Here is an 18,409-nt window from a genome sequence, read left to right as displayed (position 1 = left end):
TGACCTCACCACGAACGGCGCCCGCCCGGATGGACAGGGCCCGGAAGATATTTTTCCGGAGGATCCGCTCAGGAGGCGGCAGGCGCGGTGCGGAAGTTCTGATCGGCGAAGGCGAGCATGTAGGGGAGCGTCGCGCGGGCGGTGTGCCAGGTGTGGTTGAAGCCGCGTTCGGCGTGCACCACGACCTCCTGGCCGCGCCGCTGGAGCGAACCGGCGATGCGGTGCGCGGTCGCGACGTCGGTCGGCGCGCCGGTGCCGACCGTGAGCATCACGGCGATCTTCTGCGGGAACGGCATCGTCGGGATGTAGCGGCGCGGGGTGTTCGCCGCGATCGCCGCCTGGTTGCCGCCGAGGACGCCGACCGAGTCGTTCAGGTCGTCATACGGCAGCGAGATCAGCAGCGTGCCGAACTCGCCGAGGTGGTGCAGCCCGATGTTCAGCGCGCCGAATCCGCCGCCGGACATGCCGCCGAGCGCGCGGTGGCCGCGGTCGGCGAAGGTGCGGTAGTGCTTGTCGACCGACGGGACGATGCTGCTGGCGAGATACGTCTCCAGCTGCGGTCCGCCCGGGACGTTCAGGCATTCCCAGTCGGTGCTCGGCCGGTTGGCGGTGAGGTCGACGCTCACGATGATCATCGGCTGGATCACGTTCGCGTCTTCGAGGCTCTTCAGCGTCTGCGGCGCGGAGCCGGAGGTGAGCCAGTCGCGCGGCCCGCCGTAGGGGTAGCCGTGGATGAGGTAGACGACCGGGTAGCGCTTGGCCGCGCTCGCCGGATCGTGGTAGCCGGCCGGGAGGACGACGTAGTTCTCGCCGTTCCGCACGCCGTGCGCCGGGTCGGGGACGTTCAGCACCTCGATGCTGCCGTTGGCGTTGGACGGAGCCGCCGGGCGGGCGGCGGGGGAGCCGCCGCTGGAGCTGCCGGCGGTGCTGGGGTCGGAGTCTTCGGCCGGATCGTCGCTGGTGCCGCGCAGGAGGGTGCCCGCGACGTTCATCGCGCCGGAACCGCGCTGCAGCAGCCTGCCGAGGTCGCTGGGCGTGCGGACGTAGCCGACGTAGCTGTTCACCGCGGTGATCGCGGCGATCAGGAACAGCGCGATCGACCCGCTGACGCCCCAGCGGCGCGCGCGGCGGCGGTGCGCGAGCGCGATGGTGACGGCCAGCACCGCCGTCGCGGCGCCGGCGAACGCGAGCCACAGCAAGGGGGATTCGAGCGGCCCGAGGTCCCTGGCCTGGGAGGTGACCGACGGGGGCAGGATGGGGTCGACAGCCTGCGGGAGCAGCCTGGTCATCCGCGGCCTGCCGGAGACGGGCAGCTGCGACCGCGGGAGGAAAAACGCACTGAAGAGACCCCTGCCGTGAACTGGCGCGGACAGGGCAGTCCGCACCTCGAAGATCACGCTATTGAGGGCTCGCTGTGGATTCGTTGAGAAAAGGTAAAGAAACAGTCAAGGGTCGCTCTCCGGTGCGGCGAGCTGACGGCAAACGCGCAGGTCGGCACCGGAGAGCCGGGCACTGCGGTGAAGCACACGGTGCCCGCCCGAACGCCGCCGGACGGACCTGAGGGCACGACGCGGTCAGGAGTCGCTGTCCGGATTGCGGTAGACGGTCAGCGCGCTGGGCCGCGACCGGAACCGGAACTCCCGCCCGAGCGGCCCGACCTCGCCGTCGGTGGCGACCCGGCGATTCCCGTCGAGCAGCCGCACGTGCAGTTCCGGCAGGTCCCGCTGCCGGTAGACGTGGCTCGCGTGCAGGCTGTCGGTGAGGCTCGCGAGCACGAATCTGATCCGCGACCAGCGCACGTCGGCCCGCACGTACCGGACGTCGAGCAGGCCGGTGTCGAGCGCCGGGCGCCGCGAGGGCGCGAACCCCTTCGGCGCGTAGGTGCCGTTGCCGATGAAGATCAGCCACACCTGGGCCGGCTTCCCGTTCAGCTGCACCCGCAGCGGTTTCGCGCGCCGCATCGCGCGCACCAGCGCGATCGCCGCGGACGGCCACTTCGGGAACCGGGTCTGGAGCTTTTCCCGCAGCCGCACCATTTCCGGGTACCCGCCTAGGCTGGCGGTGTTGACGAACCAGCGATGCTCGGGTTCGCCGGAGCCGTCGATCTCGACCTCGGCCAGGTCGATGCCGACCGCGTGCCCGCCCTCGGTCGCCTCGTCCGCGTCCGGCATCGACCGGACCCCGACGTCGCGGGCGAAGTGGTTGAGCGTCCCGGCCGGGATGAGCGCCAGCGGCAGCCCGCGTTCGGCGGCGACCGACGCCACGGCCGCGACCGTCCCGTCCCCGCCCGCCACACCGAGCGCGCGGACCGAGCCGTGCGCCTCGATCTCGTCGGCGAGCTGCTCGCGCAGATCCCGCGACGGGTCCGGGTAGATCAGCGACGCCTTCGGCCACGCGTGGCGGACGTCCTCGGCCGGGTCCTGGCCGTTGACCCCCGAATGCGGGTTCACCAGCGCCAGCATGTCCTCGCCGTCGCGCATCTCCGGTGCCTCCGCCGCATGGGCGGTGCGGGCGCGGACGTCGGGGCGCAACGGCCACCAGTGCCGGGTCAGCACGGCGACGCCGGTCCCGATCGCGAGCCCCGCGGCGACGTCGCTCGGCCAGTGCACGCCGGTGTGCACCCGCGAGTACGCGACCGCCCCGGCCAGCGGCACGATCGCCAGCCCGGCCCGCGGCGACTCCATCGCGACCGCGGTCGCGAACGCGGCGGCCGAAGCCGAATGCCCGGACGGGAACGACGACGACGTCGGCCGTTTGCGCAGCTGACGGTGTGCGGGAACCTCTTCCTCGGCCGGACGGCGGCGGGGGAACAACGGCTTCGCGACCAGGTTCGCCGCGGCGCTCGCCCCCGCGACGGCGGCGATCCCGCGCAGCGCGCCCCGCCGCGCCGGGCCCTTCCGGACTGCCAGCACGGCCGCCACGCCCCACCAGAGCCGCGATTTGTCCGCACTTCGGGACAACGCGGTCAGCACGTCGTCGGCCCGGGTGCGGGGGAGCGCCGCACTGCGCCGCATCAGGGCCCGGTCCCGCCGCCCTACCTGCCGGAACGCCCGGCCGACCTGCTGGAACACTGTCGTCCACCTCCGCTGGCCGCGCCGGCTCCGCACCCGGTCCCGACGACCGGTTTCCGCCGCAATGTCACCACTTGCAACGTACCGACCGCGTGTCGCCGCCCGAACGGCGCACCTTCCGCGGGGGTCCAGCGCCTACTCTGGTGGGATGCAGCGGCGGATCTTTGGCATCGAGACCGAGTTCGGGGTCACGTGCACCTTTCACGGCCAGCGCAGGCTCTCGCCCGACGAGGTCGCGCGCTACCTCTTCCGGCGGGTCGTCTCGTGGGGACGCTCCTCCAACGTGTTCCTGTCCAACGGCTCCAGGCTCTACCTCGACGTGGGCTCGCACCCGGAGTACGCGACGGCCGAGTGCGACGACCTGACCCAGCTCGTCACGCACGACAAAGCAGGCGAGCGGATCCTTGAGGACCTCCTCGTGGACGCCGAGCGCAGGCTCGCCGACGAGGGCATCGGCGGCGACATCTTCCTGTTCAAGAACAACACCGACTCCGCGGGCAACTCCTACGGCTGCCACGAGAACTACCTGGTGACCCGTGCCGGGGAGTTCTCCCGGATCGCCGACGTGCTGCTGCCCTTCCTCGTCACCCGCCAGCTCATCTGCGGCGCGGGCAAGGTCCTGCAGACCCCGCGCGGCGCGGTGTACTGCCTCTCCCAGCGCGCCGAGCACATCTGGGAAGGCGTCTCCAGCGCCACCACCCGGTCCCGGCCGATCATCAACACCCGCGACGAACCCCACGCCGACGCCGAGCGCTACCGGCGCCTGCACGTCATCGTCGGCGACTCCAACATGGCCGAGCCCACCACGATGCTGAAGGTCGGATCGGCGCACCTGGTGCTGGAAATGATCGAGGCCGGGGTCCAGTTCCGCGACTTCACCCTCGACAACCCGATCCGCGCGATCCGGGAGATCAGCCACGACCTCACCGGACGCCGCCAGGTCCGGCTCGCCGGCGGGCGCGAGGCGTCCGCGCTGGACATCCAGCGGGAGTACCACGCCCGCGCTGTCCAGCATCTGAAGGAGAACGGGTCCACGCCCGCCAACGAGCGCGTGGTGGAGCTGTGGGGCCGGGCGCTGGAGGCGGTCGAGGAGCAGGACTTCAGCAAGATCGACACCGAGATCGACTGGGCGATCAAGCACCGCCTGGTCGAGCGGTACCGGGCCAAGCACGACCTGGACCTGTCCAGCCCGCGGGTGGCCCAGCTCGACCTGGCCTACCACGACATCCGCCGCGGCCGGGGCATCTTCGACCTGCTGCAGCGCAAGGGACTCGTCCGGCGCGTCACCGACGACGGCGAGATCGAGGCGGCCAAGGACACCCCGCCGCAGACCACCCGGGCGAAACTCCGCGGCGACTTCATCGCGGCGGCGCAGGCGGCCGGGCGGGACTTCACGGTCGACTGGGTGCATCTGAAGCTGAACGACCAGGCGCAGCGGACCGTGTTGTGCAAGGACCCGTTCCGGTCGGTCGACGAGCGGGTCGAGCGGCTCATCGGCTCGCTGTGATTGTCGGCGCGGACTTCCTCGTCGCGGGCGGATCGCCGTTCAGCCCGGCGTCCGGAGGCGCGATGCGGCCCCGGCCCGCGGTCGCCGACGCCAGGACCTTCAGCCGGTGTCGCAGGTGCGTCGTGAGATGCACCTGCCCGGGTCAGCGGTGCCCTTGGGCCTGAACGCGGTGTTCGGACCTGAAGACATGGTCATCCGGGCAGCCCGCGGACGGTCATGAGCTGAATCGAGGCGGTCAAGTTTCGGCATGGGCCCGGTGGCCGCGCCGAAACTTGCCCTCCGCACGCCGCCGCGCTTCCGCGTCGGGGTGGTGCGAGCGGTTCGGGAACTGGAAACCGTTGCCGCGGGCGGAGAACCCGACGAAAGTCGTCACCCGGCTGCGGCAAGATCTCCGCATGCGTGCGTTCCGGAGCGTCCTGGTCCTCGTCGCGGTGCTGTCGATGTCCTTGGGCGGGGTCGCCGCGGCCTCCTCGCTGCCGTCGTGGCGGCTCCTGCCCGCGGACACCGCCGCGCAGTTCCGCGGCCTGTCCGCGGTGAGCGAGCGGGTCGCGTGGGTCAGCGGCACTCAGGGCACCGTGCTGCGGACGGTCGACGGCGGTAGCACTTGGCAGCCGGTCGGGCCGCCGGATACCGGGAAGCTCGAGTTCCGCGACATCGAGGCCTTCGACGCCGACCACGCGGTCGTGCTGTCGATCGGGCCCGGACCGGATTCCCGCGTCTACCGCACCGACGACGGCGGGAAGCACTGGCGGCAGACGTTCGGCAATCCCGATTCCGCCGCGTTCTACGACTGCCTCGCCTTCTTCGACCCGTGGCGCGGTCTCGCGATGAGCGACCCGGTCGACGGGAAGTTCCGCGTGCAGGCGACCTTCGACGGCGGCCGCAGCTGGAAGCAGATCCCGGACAACGCGTTCCCGCCCGCGGAACCTGGCGAAGCCGGGTTCGCTGCCAGCGGCCAGTGCATCACCACGTCCGGGCCGTTCGACGCGTGGCTTGCCACCGGCGGCGGAGCGCATGCACGCGTCCTGCACTCCGGCGACGGCGGGCGGCACTGGACCGCGGCCGAGACCCCGTTGCCGAGCAGTGCGTCGGCCGGAGTGTTCGCGGTTGCGTTCCGCACGCCGTGGCAGGGCGTCGCGATCGGGGGCGACTACGCCAATCCGACCGCGCCCGGTCCGGCTGTCGCGGTGAGCCGCGACAGCGGGCGCAGCTGGCGCACCCCGCCGGAGCATCCTGCCGGGTATCGATCCGGGCTTGCCTGGCGCGGCGGCACGGTGCTGGCTGTCGGGCCTGGCGGGAGCGATCTGAGCCGCGACGGGGGACGGCACTGGGCGTCGTTCGACAGCGGCAGTTTCGACACTGTCGACTGCACGCGGTCGGGTGCGTGCTGGGCCAGCGGGACCCAGGGACGAGTGGCGAAGCTGGTTCCGTAAGAGCGAACCCGTTCCGGGCAGGGAAGCCGCCCGCAACGGCGGTGCGTGACGGCGCGGGTGCGGAGGGTCCCGCCGCCGCACGCGGGCTGACCAGGCGCGATGCGCGAGGGCCGGACCTCGCGATCGCGCGCGGCGGGGAGAGCTAGAGTCGTCTGGTGTCCACCGCACGCGCCGAACGGCTGGTCAACCTCGTGCTGGCCCTGCTCTCCACCCGGCAGTACCTCACCGCGGAGCGGATCCGCGGGATCGTGCCCGGGTACGCCGACGCGGCCAGCGACGACGCCTTCTTCCGCACCTTCGAGCGGGACAAGACCGAACTGCGGGAACTCGGCATCCCGCTCGAAACCGGCCGCAACTCCGTCTTCGACCCGGTCGAGGGCTACCGCATCGCCCGCCGCGACTACGAACTCGGCGAGATCGACCTCGCCCCGGACGAGGCCGCGGCCGTCGGGCTCGCCGTCCGGCTCTGGGACTCGCCCGAACTCACCGGACAGGCCCAGGGCGCACTGGTGAAACTGCGCGCGGCCGGCGTCGAGGTCGACGACCAGGCGCCCACCGTGATCGAGCCGCGGGTGCGCGCGGAACCGGCGTTCGCGCCGATGCTCGCCGCCGTCCAGGCCGGGCAGGCGGTTCGCTTCGAATACCGGCGCAGCGGCTCGCCCGAACGCCGCATCCGCACGCTCGAACCGTGGGGCGTCGTGTCCTGGCGCGCCCGCTGGTATGTCGTCGGGCACGACCGCGACCGCGACGCGCCCCGCTGCTTCCGGCTCTCCCGCGTCACCGGAAAGGTCGCCGCGATCGGGAAACCGGGCGCGGTCGTCCGGCCCGAGGGCGTCAACCTGATGCAGCTGGTCTCGGTCACCGGCGGCGGCGAAGACCCGGCCCCGGTCACCACCGCCCGGATGTGGATCGCCGACGGCCGCGCCGCCGGAGTCCGCCGCCGCGGCGACGTCGTGGGCCGCGAGACCGTCGCGGGCGAGGAAGGCGACGTGATCGAGATCGGCCTGTACTTCCCGGAATCGGCCGCCGACTGGATCGCCGCCCAAGGACCGGACGTGCTCGTCCTCGAACCGGACGTGCTGGCCAAATCCGTGCAGCACCGGCTTGAGGCCGTGCTCGCCCGCGCCGGGCGGGGCAGCGTCCGATGAGCGCCTCCGGCGAACGCATGCCGAGACTGCTCGCGCTCGTGCCCTACCTGCTGGCGCGCCCCGGCATCCGGATCGACGAGGCCGCGCAGGACTTCGACGTCACCCCGCGCCAGCTGCGCAAGGACCTCGAACTGCTGTGGATGTGCGGGCTGCCCGGCTACGGCCCCGGCGACCTCATCGACCTGTCCTTCGAGGGCGACACCATCGTCGTCACCCACGACGCCGGGATGAGCCGCCCGCTGCGCCTCACCGGCGGCGAAGCCACCGCACTGCTGGTCGCGCTGCGCGCGCTCGCCGAAACGCCGGGCGTGGCCGACGGCGACGCGGTCCGCCGCGCCATCGCCAAAATCGAGGACGCCGCCGGGCAGGCCCGCCCCGCCGGAGTCGTCGTCGGGGGAGGAGTGCGCGAAGGAGCCCGCGCCGCCCGCACCCGCGAGACCGTCTCGGGCGCGCTCCAGGACGGCCGCGCGCTGCGGATGCGCTACTACACCGCCTCGCGCGACCAGATCACCGAACGCACCGTCGACCCGATGCGGCTGGTCATCGTCCAAGGCGTCGGCTACCTCGAAGCGTGGTGCCGTCGCGTCGAAGGCGTCCGGCTCTTCCGCCTCGATCGGGTGGACGCGCTCACCGTATTGGCCGAACCCGCGGCTCCGCCCGCCCATGCGCGGCCCACCGACCTGTCCGACGGAGTCTTCTCCGCCCGTCCCGATCAGCGGGTCGCCCATCTCGTGCTCGACCCCGACGCCCGCTGGGTCGCCGAGTACTACCCGTGCGAGGAACTGGCCGAACTCGACGGCGGGCGCCTGCGCATCGCCATGCGCTACAGCGACGAGCCCTGGATGGTCCGCCTCGTGCTCAGCCTCGGCGGGGACGCCCAGGTGGAGAGCCCCGCCACACTCGCCGAGGCGGTCGGTCGCCGGGCCGCCGACGCCGTGGCGCGTGCCCGTCACCTCATGTCCATCTCCGACCGATAAGGTGGTTTCAGTGCCGTACCTGCCCGTCTATGTGCTGCTCGCGGCCGGCCTGCTCGTCCTGGCCCTGCTGCTGGTACGGACCGCCGGAGTCTTGCGCCGCTTCCGCCGCACCATGAGCATGGTCAGTGCGGACACCCACGACCGGACCGGACTCCTCCGGGCCCGGTCCGCGGCACTCCGTGTGGCCGTGGCCGAACGCCGCCCGGCGCCCGGCAACAAGTAACATCGGCACAGACCCCAGACAAGGAGGGCAGCCGACCATGAACGCGCTGCAGCCGTGGCACATCATCGTTCTGGTGCTCGTGGTGGTTCTGCTGTTCGGAGCGAAGCGGCTCCCGGACGCGGCCCGGTCCATCGGCAAGTCCATGAAGATCTTCAAGGCCGAGACCAAGGACCTGACCGGCGAACAGAAGGCCGAAGCCGAGGCCGAGTCCGCCGACACCCGGCACATCGCCCCTCCCGCGCCGGCGCAGACCGCGCAGGACCAGCAGGTCGCCGACCTCCAGCGCCAGCTCGACGAACTGAAGAAGCAGCAGGCGGCCCCGGCCGACCAGCCGCAGAAGAACGCGAGCTGACCCTCCGCGCGCACCACCCGGTCCCCGGTCCACGGCGGCGCGCCGGTGCGGCGCGCCCCGGCGGGCTCTGACGAGAACGGAACGACCAGTGGCGGAAGCCGCCAACGGCAACGGCAGCCGGCCCAGCAAGCGGAGCCGGCGCAGCCGTCGGAAAAACCCCGACGGCACGATGACGCTCATCGAGCACATCTACGAGTTCCGCCGCCGCCTCGGCTGGGCGGTCGTTTTCGTCGTGATCGGCGCGATCTTCGGGTTCATCTGGTTCGGCCAGCGATTCGGGCCGATCCCGTCGCTCGGCGACATCATGACGCACCCGTACTGCGCCATCCCCGCCTCGCAGCGGTTCGGCGGCGAAACCGGCTGCCGCCTGCTGCAGACCGTCCCGTTCGAAGTCTTCATGCTCCGCCTGAAGGTCGGCGTCGCCGCGGGCGCGGTGCTGCTGTCCCCGGCCTGGCTCTACCAGCTGTGGGCGTTCATCGCCCCCGGCCTCTACGCCAAGGAACGCAAGTACGCGCTGACCTTCGTCGGCTTCGCCTCGGTGCTCTTCGCCGCCGGCGCGGTGCTGGCCTACCTGCTCGTCCCGCACGCGCTCGCGCTGCTCGCCGGGTTCGGCCAGGACCAGTTCGTCACCGCCCTCACCGGCGACAAGTACATCTCGTTCATCCTGTCGCTGCTGGTGATCTTCGGCGTCAGCTTCGAACTGCCGCTGCTCGTCGTGATGCTCAACCGCGTCGGCGTGCTCAAGTACCAGCAGCTCAAGAAGTGGCGCCGCGGCATCGTGTTCGCGCTGTTCGTGTTCGCCGCGTTCGCCACCCCCGGATCGGACCCGTTCTCGATGCTCGGCCTCGCCGCCGCGCTCACCCTGCTGTTCGAGATCTCGATCCAGCTCGCCCGCTTCCACGACCGCAAGCTCGACCGCGTCCGCCACGACGAGGGCTGGGACCAGCTCGCCGACGACGAGGCCGCGCCGTTCACCTACACGCCGACCAGCGCCGACGGCGAGGAACCGGCCGCGCGGAAACCGGCGTCCGGCCGCTCCGGCTCCACCGACGACATCACCTGACCGTGGGCCTGAACGCAGCACTGGCGGTGCACCCGGCCTCCGGTCGCGGCGCGGCCGCCCGCCTGGCCGAAGCGGTCGCGGCGCGGCTCCGGCCCGCCGTCGACCGGCTCGACCTCCTCAGCGCCACCAGCGTCGAGGAGTCCCGCGCACTCATGCGGTCCTCGCACGCCGAAGGCCTCGACGTGCTGATCGTCCTCGGCGGCGACGGAGCGGCCCACCAGGGCGTCCAGTTCTGTGCCGACCACGGCGTCGCGCTCGGCCTCGTCCCCTCCGGCACCGGCAACGACTTCGCCCGCGCCCTCGGCGTCCCCGCCGACCCGCGCGCCGCGACCGACGCCCTCGCCAAAGCCCTGCAAACCGGGCACCGCCGCAGCGTCGACCTCGGCCGCGTCGGCGGGACCTGGTTCGCCACCGTGCTGTGCGCCGGATTCGACGCCGCCGTCAACGCCCGCGCGAACGCGATGCGCTGGCCCGCCGGACCCCGCCGCTACGACCTGGCGATCCTCGCCGAACTCGCCGCGTTCCGGTCCAGCCCGATCGTCGTGCACACCGACCACGGCGTCCTGTCCGGGGACACGAGCCTCATCGCCGTCGGCAACACCCCGTACTACGGCGGCGGCATCCCGATCTGCCCGGACGCCGACCCCGGCGACGGCCTCTTCGACGTCACCGTCATCGGCGCACCCGGCCGCGTCCGCCTGCTCCGGATGCTGCCGCAGCTGCGCACCGGCGAACACGTGCACAAGCCCAGCGTCGAAACCTTCCGCACCCGGACGCTGCGCATCGAAGCACCCGGCTGGCCCGTCTACGCCGACGGCGAAGACCAAGGCCAGGCACCGGTCGAGCTGGCCTGCGTGCCCTCCGCGCTCACAGTGGTGTCGTGAGTGCTGACCACGGTTAGTACCGGAATCGCCACTCACGACCTGCCCGCGCGCGGCCCACGCGACGGTGGCCCGGCCACGGCGGCGCTGCGGTGGTGCCGTGAGTGGCGGCGCCGGTTCTCACCGGGATCGCCACTCACGAGGGCCTTGCCCACACCGCGTGCGGAATGTCGGGGGCGTGTGGAACCCTGACGGGGTGGCCACTAGCCCTTCACCATCGCCGGCCGAGGCCTACGCTGCCTCCCGTCGCCGCGCCAAGCACCCCCAGCTGACCCGGTTTTCCGCCGAATCGGCCTTCGAATTCGACGATTTCCAGATCCGCGGCTGCGAAGCGCTCGAAGAGGGCCACGGCGTCCTGGTCTGCGCCCCCACCGGGGCGGGCAAGACCGTGGTCGGCGAGTTCGCCGTCCACCTCGCCCTCGCCGAGGGCCGCAAATGCTTCTACACCACGCCGATCAAGGCGCTGTCGAACCAGAAGTACGCCGACCTCGTCGAACGCTACGGCAACGACGCCGTCGGCCTGCTCACCGGCGACACCTCGATCAACGGCAACGCCCAGGTGGTCGTCATGACCACCGAGGTGCTGCGCAACATGCTCTACGCGGGCAGCTCCGCCATCCCCGAACTCGGCTACGTCGTCATGGACGAGGTCCACTACCTCGCCGACCGCTTCCGCGGCGCGGTCTGGGAGGAAGTGATCCTCCACCTGCCCGGCCACGTCCGCGTCGTCGGCCTGTCCGCCACCGTCAGCAACGCCGAGGAATTCGGCGAATGGCTCGTCGAGGTCCGCGGCGACACCACCGTCGTCGTCGACGAGCACCGCCCGGTCCCGCTGTGGCAGCACATGCTGGTCGGCAACCAGCTGCTCGACCTGTTCGCCGGCCAGAACGAGGCCGACCCGGGGGAGCAGCTGCGGATCAACCCCACGCTGCTGCGCAAAACCGACGACATGGGCCGGTTCGCCCCTAACTTCCGCGGCCCGCGCGGCGGCCGCCGGGGAGGCCCGCCACGCGGCCCGAGGTTCCGGCCGCCCTCGCGCGTCGACGTGGTCGAACGGCTCGACCACGCCGGGCTGCTGCCCGCGATCGTGTTCATCTTCTCCCGCGCCGGCTGCGACGCCGCGGTCGCCCAGTGCGTCCGCTCCGGCCTGCGGCTCAACGGCCCCGACCAGGTCGAGGAGATCCGCCGGATCGTCGACGAGCGCACCGCCGAGCTGCCCGAGGGCGACCTCGGCGTCCTCGGCTACTGGGAATGGCGCGAGGCGCTCGAACGCGGCTTCGCGGGCCACCACGCGGGGCTGCTGCCCGCGTTCAAGGAAACCGTCGAGGAACTGTTCGTCCGCGGCCTGGTCAAGGTCGTGTTCGCGACCGAAACCCTGGCGCTGGGCATCAACATGCCCGCCCGCACCGTCGTGCTCGAACGGCTCGTGAAATACAACGGCGAGGCGCACGTCGACCTCACCCCGGGCGAGTACACCCAGCTGACCGGCCGCGCCGGCCGCCGGGGCATCGACATCGAAGGCCACGCCGTCGTCGCCTGGCAGCCCGGGGTCGACCCGAAGGCCGTCGCCGGGCTCGCGTCCACCCGCACGTACCCGCTGCGCTCCTCGTTCCGCCCCGGCTACAACATGGCGGTCAACCTCGTCGCCCAGGTCGGCGCGGACGCTGCCCGCGACCTGCTGGAACAGTCGTTCGCGCAGTTCCAGGCCGACCGGTCGGTCGTCGGCACCGCACGGCGGATCGAACGCAACAAGGAAGCCCTCAAGGGCTACACCGCCGCGATCTCCGGCGACTTCGAGCAGATGCTGGAGTACGTCGAGCTCCGCGCGCAGATCTCCGCCCGCGAGAAGATCCTGTCGCGGCAGAACACCTCCTCCCGCCGCGCCGAGACCGCCCAGTCGCTGGAGAAACTGCGCAAGGGCGACGTCATCCCGGTCCCGGCGGGCCGCCGCGCCGGGCTCGCCGTGGTCGTCGACCCCGGCCTCGACCCGATCCGCGAACCGCGGCCGGTCGTCGTCACCGAGGACCGCTGGTCCGGGCCGCTGTCGGTCGCCGACTTCCCGGCCCCGGTCGAAGCGCTCGGCCGGATCAAGCTGCCCAAGCACCTCGAACTGCGCTCGCCCAAGACCCGCCGCGACATCGCCTCGTCGCTGCGCAACGCCGGCATCGCCCTGCCCGGCCGCCAGCGCCGCCGCACCGCGGCCGCCGACGACGCCGAACTCGCCTCGCTGCGCCGCGCCCTGCGCGCCCACCCGTGCCACGGCCTCGCCGAACGCGAGGCCAACCTCCGCTGGGTCGAGCGCTACCAGCGCCTCTCCGCCGAAACCGAACAGCTCGAACGCAAGGTCGCGGCCACCACGCACTCGCTGGCCCGCGCGTTCGACCGGATCCTGCGGCTGCTCGGCGAACGCGGCTACGTCCGCCCCGGCGACGGCGAGGACCGCGTCACCGAACACGGCCGCCGCCTTACCCGCCTCTACAGCGAATCCGACCTGCTCGCCGCCGAATGCATCCGGCACGGCGTCTGGAACGGCCTCGGCCCGGCCGAACTCGCGGCCGTCGTGTCCACGCTCGTGTTCGAGGCCCGCCGCGACACGGCGGGCGAACCCCGCCTGCCCGGCGGCGCGGTACCCGGCGCGTGGCAGGAAACCAGCAGGCTGTGGGTCGAGCTGACCGAGGACGAACGCCGCCACCGCCTCGACCGCACCCGCGAACCCGACGCCGGATTCGCGTGGCCGGTCTACCGCTGGGCGCGCGGCGAATCACTGGAGAAAGTCCTCACCGCGGCCGAGACCAACGGACAGGAGCTGTCCGCGGGCGACTTCGTCCGCTGGTGCCGCCAGGTCATCGACCTGCTCGACCAGGTCCGCGACGTCCTCGGCAAACAGGACCCGGTCGGTTCGGCCGCCGCGCAGGCGGTCCGGGCGCTGCGCCGCGGCGTCGTGGCCGCGGGCGCGGCGTGACCGCGAGGGCACACGTTAGTAGCGACTGCGCGCGGACACGTGTGCCAGGTCCAGACCTGTGGTTGGATCGCGCACGACACCCGCGGCCCGGCCGGCGGATGCGGACACACGAAGGCGGAGGCTAACGATGAGCACGCCGTATGGCGGCAACGACCCGCGGCAGCAGCCCCAGTACGGGCAACAGCCCTACGGCCAGGACCCCAACTACGGGCAGCAGCCAGGCGGCGCGTACCCGCAGAGCGGGCCGCAGCAGCAGCCGTACCCGCCCCAGCAGTACGGCCAGCAGCCCTACGGTCAGGACCCGCAGTACGGCCAGCAGCCCGGCGGCTACCCGCAACAGCAGCAACCGCCGCAGCAGCCGCAGTGGGGCCAGCAGCCGCCGCAGTACGGGCAGCAACCGCCCTCCTACGGCCAGCAGCAGCCCTACGGCGAGCCGCAGCAGCAGTACGGCGGCCAGCAGCCCGGGCAGTACGACTACGGCCAGCCCGGCGGGGCAGCCCCGGAATCCTCGGGCGGGTCGAAGAAGGGCCTGTTCATCGGGATCGGCGCGCTTGTCGTCGTGGTGGCCGTCGTGGCGATCCTCGGCTTCGTCGCGCCCGGCTTCTTCAAGACCCAGGTCTTCAACAACAACCAGATGCAGACCGACGTCGCGAAGCTGCTCACCGGCACCTACAAGATCCAGGGCGTCAGCGGGGTCACCTGCCCGGCCGAGCAGAAGGTGGAGGACGGCGCGAAATTCGAGTGCACCGCCACCATCAACGGCAAACCGCAGCAGGTCCCGATCACGGTCAAGGGCTCCGACGGCAACTACGAGGTCTCGCCGCCCGCGGCGAAGTGACGCCGGGCAAATCGGTGGCGGTCGCGTGGCCGCCCCGGCGATGATCGGGGCATGAGCGACCACACCGTCCGGACCCTCCGCCCCGACGAGCACCGCGCGGCCTGGGACCTGTTCCGGGCCGCGCTGCACGTCCAGCCCGGCACCGACGAGGAATGGGAACCGGCCGCCCGGGCGCACCAGGACGGCCGCGTCCTGGGCGTGTTCGGCCCGGAGCTGATCGGCACCACCCGATCGTTCGACTCGGAAATGGTCGTGCCCGGCGGAGCGCGGCTTCCGCTGGCCGCGGTCACCGGCGTCGGCGTGCGCGCCGGACGCACCCGCCGCGGCGTGCTCAGCGCGCTGCAGGCCGCGCAGCTGGCGGACTTCGCCGAACGAGGTGTCGCGCTCGCGCTGCTGCACGCGTCCGAAGGCGCCATCTACGGCCGCTACGGCTACGGAATCGCGACCCTCGCGAACCGGGTCGTGGTGGACAAGCACCGGGCACAGCTGCGCCCGGACGTGCCGGACGGGGGAGAGGTCACCGTCCTCGGCATCGACGAGGCCGCCCCGAAATGGCCGGAACTGTACGCCGCGACCGCGATGGGCCGCGTCGCCGCGATGACCCGGTCGGAGATCTACTGGCCGGGTTACGAGGCCCAGCTGCGCCGCCGCGCGAAACTGGTCCAGACCGCCGTGCACCGGGGCCCGGACGGCGTCGACGGCTACCTGACCTACTACGTCGAGGAAGACTCCCACGAGCACGGGAAGCTGCAGGTGATGGCGTTCCACTACGCCAACCCGGCCGCGTTCGCCGGACTGTGGCGGTTCCTGCTCTCGGTCGACCTGGTCGACGAGATCGTCCTCCCGCTGCGCCCGCTCGACGAACCGCACGCGCTGCTGTTCGCCGACCCCCGGACGGCGAAAACCGAAAGCACCGACGACGAGAGCTGGCTCCGGCTGGTCGACGTGCCTGCCGCGCTCGCCGCCCGCGCCTACGGCCCGGCCGAACCGGTCGTCATCGAAGTGTCCGACCGGTCGCTGCCCGCCAACGACGGCCGCTACCTCGTCGGCCCCGGCGGCGCCTCCCGCACGGACGCGGAACCCGCGCTGCGGCTCACGGCGGACACCCTCGCGATGCTCTACTTCGGAACCTGGCGTGCGTCCGCGCTCGCGGACACCGGCCGGATCGAGGTGCTCGACGCGGCCGCGCCCGAAGCCGCCGACGTGCTCTTCGGCACGCGCGAATCGGTGTGGTGCGGTACGTTCTTCTGACCGTTGACCAGACGTTTCGCGCAGAGGAGCGGGTTTGATGCGCGCCGTGCGGGTGCTGCTGTTGTGCGGCTGGGGAATGCTCGCCGCCGCGGGCTGCGACAGCGGGACGCCGCCGCCCCCGGTCCACACCGTCACCGTCACGCCGAACAGCCCCGCGCAGCCGGGCGTCGCGTCGTCGTCGGCGCCCAGCTCTTCCTCGGCGATGCGCGTGTTCGACTCCCGGGCGATGGCCTCGGCCGTCACCCGGCTCCTCACCACCGACTACAAAGTGGCGAACGTCGGCACGGTGTCCTGCCCGGACCGGCAGCCCGTCGCCGACGGCTCGCGCTTCCAGTGCACTGTGGACGTCGCGGGCACGACGAAACACGTCCCCATCACGGTGACCGGCGCGGACGGCAACTACCGCGTCGACCCGCCCCAGTAGATCCGCCGCGCTAAATCCGATAGCCGCGCGTCGGCGGAAGTTGGTTCAATCGGGGCATGAGCGACTACGTGGTACGCCCGATCACCGACTCCGAAAGCCGCGCGACTTTCGACCTTCTGGTGCGGTCCCTGCACGGAAACCCGCCCTCGGACGAGCGCTGGGCACGGGTCGCGGATTCCTGGAAGGCGGACGGCCGGACCGGAGCGTTCCACGACAGCGAACCCATCGGCATCGCCAGCTCGTTCGCCGCCACGCTCACCGTCCCCGGCGGCGCCGCGGTGCCGATGGCGGCGGTCGACGGCGTCGGCGTCCGCGCCGACTGGACCCGCCGCGGCGTGCTCACCGCGATGATGGACCGGCAGCTGCACGACTTCGTGCGGCGCGGCCACGTCGTCGCCGCACTGCACGCCAGCGAAGCGCTGATCTACGGCCGCTTCGGCTACGGCGTCGCGACCCGCATGGCCACCATGCAGGTCAAGCAACCGGCTCCGCTGCGCGAAACGGTCGTCGCCCCCGGCCGGGTCCGGCTGCTTTCCACCGACGAGGCGATCGCGACGATTCCCTCGCTGTACCAACGGATCGACACCGGACGCCCCGGCCGGATCGCGCGTCCGGAACTCTGGTGGCCGATCGCGTTCACCTGGCACCTCCACCCAGACGGCGGCAACCACCGCGTCGCTGTCCACAGTGGACCGGACGGCGACGACGGCTTCGCGGTCTTCCACGTCGTGCCGCAGAACACCTACCTCGACCCGGAACGCGGCGCCGCGCTCGAAGTCCACGAACTGCACGCGGCGACGCCGGAAGCGCTGGCCGGGCTGTGGCGGTTCCTGCTGTCGGTCGACCTGATCGAGGTCGTGCACGCGCGCGGCCGTCCGGTGGACGATCCGGTCGGGCTGCTGCTCGTCGACCCGCGCCGGGCGCAGACCGTCGGCGTCGACGACGAGCTGTGGCTGCGGCTGATCGATGTCGAAGCGGCTCTCGCCGCCCGCGCGTACGGCTCCGCGGAACCCGTTGTGCTGGAAGTGAACGACCGGATGCTGCCGGACAACCAGGGCCGGTACCGGGTCGGCGGCAGCGGGGTCGAGCGCACCGAGGCCGACGCCGATCTCCAGCTCGACGTCGACACTCTGGCGATGCTGTACCTCGGCGCCTGGGAAGCCGGTCCGCTCGCGCTGTCCGGCCGGATCACCGGTGCGAGCGGGGAAACGCTGGCGCGAGTGGACGCGCTGTTCCGGACCGGGACGCCACCCTGGACCGGCACGCACTTCTGATCCACCGGGAGGGTTCCGGCACGGGAACCCTCCCCGACGGTCAAGCTCCGGGCAGCGCCGCCAGCAGCCGCTCCACCGAACGGCCCAGATTCCACCGCTCGGCCAGCTCCGCCACCCGGTCCGGGTCGGCGGGCGCGGTCGGCACCGCGTCCGGCCCGGACTGCACGACCGGCGCGTCCACCGCGACCCGCACCACGGCGGGTGCGACGGCCAGATAATCCGCGGCGTCGGAGAGGCGAAGCCGGGTCTTCAACGGCACCCGCGAATCCCCGGCCGAGGCCGCGGCGACGAGTTCCTCCAGCGAACCGAACTGCGTGATCAGCTTCGCCGCGGTCTTCTCGCCGATCCCCGCCACGCCCGGCAGCCCGTCCGACGGGTCGCCGCGCAACGCGGCCATGTCCGCGTACGCGGGCCCGGCGTGCTCGGCCGGAACGCCGTACTTCTCGGCGATTTCGCGCTGCCCCAGCACTTCCGCCTTCGCCCAGCCCTTCCCGACGTACACGACCGACGTCGGCGTCGGCTCCTCGCGCACCAGCTGGAACAGGTCGCGGTCGCCGGTGATCACCTCGACCGGCGCGTCCTTCTCCCGCGTCGCGAGCGCGCCGATGACGTCGTCCGCCTCGTACCCCTCGGCCTCCGCGACGGCGAACCCGAACGCCTCCAGCACTTCCAGGATGACCGGCACCTGCGGGGTCAGCGTGTCGGGCACCTCTTCGACGTCCGCCCCGCCGTCTCCGGGCTCCGCGACCCGGTGCGCCTTGTAGCTCGGCAGCAGATCGGTGCGGAACTTCGGCCGCCAGTCCGCGTCGAGACAGGCGACCAGCCGAGACGGGCGGCGGTCGGTCAGGATGCGCGCGATCGTGTCGGTGAACCCGCGCACGGCGTTGACCGGCGTCCCGTCGGGCGCGGTCATCGAATCGGGCAGCGCGTAGAACGAGCGGAAGTAGAGGCTCGCGGAATCGAGGAGGGCGAGTGGTCCGGTCACCCGGACAGCCTGCCACGCCG

Annotated in this window: 16 protein-coding genes; 13 read left to right on the top strand and 3 right to left on the bottom strand. The window is 72.1% G+C overall.

Annotation, left to right across the window (positions count from 1 at the left end; translation table 11 throughout):
- Window positions 1-68 precede the first annotated feature (68 nt).
- Together BM362_RS38580 and BM362_RS38575 are read right to left on the bottom strand one after the other, a co-directional pair.
- On the bottom strand, window positions 69-1,289 hold the full coding sequence (locus tag BM362_RS38580) for an alpha/beta hydrolase (protein ID WP_093576559.1): 1,221 nt from the start codon (window positions 1,287-1,289) through the stop codon (window positions 69-71).
- A gap of 285 nt (window positions 1,290-1,574) precedes the next feature.
- The gene (locus tag BM362_RS38575) at window positions 1,575-3,014 is read right to left on the bottom strand and encodes a bifunctional phosphatase PAP2/diacylglycerol kinase family protein (RefSeq protein WP_425285762.1); all 1,440 of its coding nucleotides are present in this window, start codon (window positions 3,012-3,014) and stop codon (window positions 1,575-1,577) included.
- 205 nt (window positions 3,015-3,219) lie between these two features.
- Between BM362_RS38575 and pafA the strand changes: the two genes are divergently transcribed.
- The 13 genes from pafA to BM362_RS38510 all read left to right on the top strand — a co-directional run bounded on the left by pafA (window position 3,220) and on the right by BM362_RS38510 (window position 17,404).
- Window positions 3,220-4,578 carry a Pup--protein ligase gene (gene pafA, locus BM362_RS38570; RefSeq protein WP_037806466.1) on the top strand — a complete coding sequence of 453 codons (1,359 nt, stop codon included), beginning with the start codon at window positions 3,220-3,222 and terminating at the stop codon, window positions 4,576-4,578.
- Between the two features lie 395 nt (window positions 4,579-4,973).
- The gene (locus BM362_RS38565; protein WP_093576511.1) at window positions 4,974-6,011 is read left to right on the top strand and encodes a WD40/YVTN/BNR-like repeat-containing protein; all 1,038 of its coding nucleotides are present in this window, start codon (window positions 4,974-4,976) and stop codon (window positions 6,009-6,011) included.
- A gap of 155 nt (window positions 6,012-6,166) precedes the next feature.
- Window positions 6,167-7,159 (top strand): helix-turn-helix transcriptional regulator, encoded by a 993-nt coding sequence (locus tag BM362_RS38560; protein ID WP_093576510.1) that lies wholly within the window; start codon window positions 6,167-6,169, stop codon window positions 7,157-7,159.
- Window positions 7,156-8,136, top strand: a complete 981-nt coding sequence (locus tag BM362_RS38555) for a helix-turn-helix transcriptional regulator (RefSeq protein WP_067585571.1) — start codon at window positions 7,156-7,158, stop codon at window positions 8,134-8,136. Before BM362_RS38560 ends, BM362_RS38555 begins: the two co-directional genes overlap by 4 nt.
- Before the next feature lie 10 nt (window positions 8,137-8,146).
- Complete coding sequence (locus tag BM362_RS38550; RefSeq protein WP_037370413.1) at window positions 8,147-8,359, top strand: bacteriophage holin; 213 nt, start codon at window positions 8,147-8,149, stop codon at window positions 8,357-8,359.
- 37 nt (window positions 8,360-8,396) lie between these two features.
- Window positions 8,397-8,711 (top strand): Sec-independent protein translocase subunit TatA, encoded by a 315-nt coding sequence (tatA, locus tag BM362_RS38545; RefSeq protein ID WP_067585568.1) that lies wholly within the window; start codon window positions 8,397-8,399, stop codon window positions 8,709-8,711.
- Window positions 8,712-8,799: 88 nt separating this feature from the next.
- Window positions 8,800-9,774: a twin-arginine translocase subunit TatC gene (tatC, locus tag BM362_RS38540; protein WP_067585565.1), complete on the top strand. Its 975-nt coding sequence runs from the start codon at window positions 8,800-8,802 to the stop codon at window positions 9,772-9,774.
- Between the two features lie 2 nt (window positions 9,775-9,776).
- On the top strand, window positions 9,777-10,658 hold the full coding sequence (locus tag BM362_RS38535; RefSeq protein ID WP_093576509.1) for a diacylglycerol/lipid kinase family protein: 882 nt from the start codon (window positions 9,777-9,779) through the stop codon (window positions 10,656-10,658).
- A gap of 193 nt (window positions 10,659-10,851) precedes the next feature.
- On the top strand, window positions 10,852-13,617 hold the full coding sequence (locus BM362_RS38530) for a DEAD/DEAH box helicase (RefSeq protein WP_067585559.1): 2,766 nt from the start codon (window positions 10,852-10,854) through the stop codon (window positions 13,615-13,617).
- A gap of 127 nt (window positions 13,618-13,744) precedes the next feature.
- Window positions 13,745-14,455, top strand: a complete 711-nt coding sequence (locus tag BM362_RS38525; RefSeq protein ID WP_067585556.1) for a DUF4333 domain-containing protein — start codon at window positions 13,745-13,747, stop codon at window positions 14,453-14,455.
- A 51-nt stretch (window positions 14,456-14,506) separates the two neighbouring features.
- Window positions 14,507-15,706: a GNAT family N-acetyltransferase gene (locus tag BM362_RS38520; protein ID WP_067585553.1), complete on the top strand. Its 1,200-nt coding sequence runs from the start codon at window positions 14,507-14,509 to the stop codon at window positions 15,704-15,706.
- 37 nt (window positions 15,707-15,743) lie between these two features.
- On the top strand, window positions 15,744-16,130 hold the full coding sequence (locus tag BM362_RS38515) for a DUF4333 domain-containing protein (RefSeq protein ID WP_093576508.1): 387 nt from the start codon (window positions 15,744-15,746) through the stop codon (window positions 16,128-16,130).
- A 56-nt stretch (window positions 16,131-16,186) separates the two neighbouring features.
- Entirely contained in the window at window positions 16,187-17,404 is a 1,218-nt protein-coding gene (locus tag BM362_RS38510; RefSeq protein WP_093576507.1) for a GNAT family N-acetyltransferase, read from the top strand.
- 40 nt (window positions 17,405-17,444) lie between these two features.
- Here the strand turns inward: BM362_RS38510 and BM362_RS38505 are convergent, their stop codons facing one another.
- The gene (locus BM362_RS38505) at window positions 17,445-18,389 is read right to left on the bottom strand and encodes a 5'-3' exonuclease (RefSeq protein WP_067585545.1); all 945 of its coding nucleotides are present in this window, start codon (window positions 18,387-18,389) and stop codon (window positions 17,445-17,447) included.
- Window positions 18,390-18,409 lie beyond the last annotated feature (20 nt).

Source organism: Amycolatopsis rubida, from assembly GCF_900115345.1.
GTDB lineage: Bacteria > Actinomycetota > Actinomycetes > Mycobacteriales > Pseudonocardiaceae > Amycolatopsis > Amycolatopsis rubida.
The sequence above is the reverse complement of the archived record's forward strand: the minus strand, read 5'-3'. Positions and strand labels throughout refer to the sequence as shown.